Origin of the sequence: Kocuria sp. CCUG 69068 (assembly GCF_020833785.1) — a bacterium.
Classification (GTDB): domain Bacteria; phylum Actinomycetota; class Actinomycetes; order Actinomycetales; family Micrococcaceae; genus Kocuria; species Kocuria rosea.
Map to the genome: position 1 here is coordinate 1 of NZ_PDDL01000269.1, position 678 is coordinate 678.

General features: G+C 76.7%; 2 protein-coding genes. Both read right to left on the bottom strand.

Translation table 11 applies throughout. The annotated features are described in order from the left end of the window. The coding region (locus tag CRM73_RS19460) for a DEAD/DEAH box helicase (protein ID WP_229588834.1) at nucleotides 1-227 on the bottom strand (227 nt) is incomplete at its 3' end. Beyond that, nucleotides 217-678 (bottom strand): DUF4232 domain-containing protein (locus CRM73_RS19465; RefSeq protein ID WP_229588835.1); only part of this gene is annotated, 462 nt, incomplete at its 5' end. The genes CRM73_RS19465 and CRM73_RS19460, both read right to left, overlap by 11 nt.

Below are 678 nucleotides of genomic sequence, written 5' to 3' on the forward strand. Positions count from 1 at the left end.
TGCCCGGCCAGCACCAGCTGCGCGGCCTCCGCCACGAACCGGTCCAGGGCCCACAGGAACGCGGCCAGGGTCTTGCCCGAGCCGGTGGGCGCCACGATCAGGGCGTGGCGCCGCGCGGCGATGGCCCGCCACGCGCCCTCCTGGGCGGCGGTGGGCGCGGCGAACGCACCCGAGAACCAGGCCCGGGTGTGCTCGGTGAACAGGCTCAGGGCTGGTTCAGGCGCCAAAGCCCTGGATCTCGAGCTGGTGGATCCGCGGATCGCCGCAGGCCTCCACGGGGAAGGGGATCACGACGGACTCCGTGTTCTCGGGCGGGTAGACGCGCAGACCGGTGGCGGTCCGGGCGTCGCAGGTCGGGTGGTTGCCGGCCTGGCTGATGCGCAGGCCGGCGGTGACGGACTCCCCGGGTGCCAGGACCTGCCCGGTGCCGGGGACGGTGGCGTCCCGCAGGGCCGGGGAGCCGATCATCGTGCCGTCGGCGTCGACGAAGGACACCCCGGCGTAGCCGGCGAGCGTGCACGGGTCCTCGCCCGCGTTGGTGAGGACGACGTCCACGTGGACGGAGCCGGCGGCGCCGCCCACGGGGGCGGCCGCGACCTCGAGCCGGGAGGTGGTGCACAGGGGCGAGCCGCCGGTGCGGGTGCCCGCGGTGCCGCCGCGGGCGGCCGTGCCGTCGCC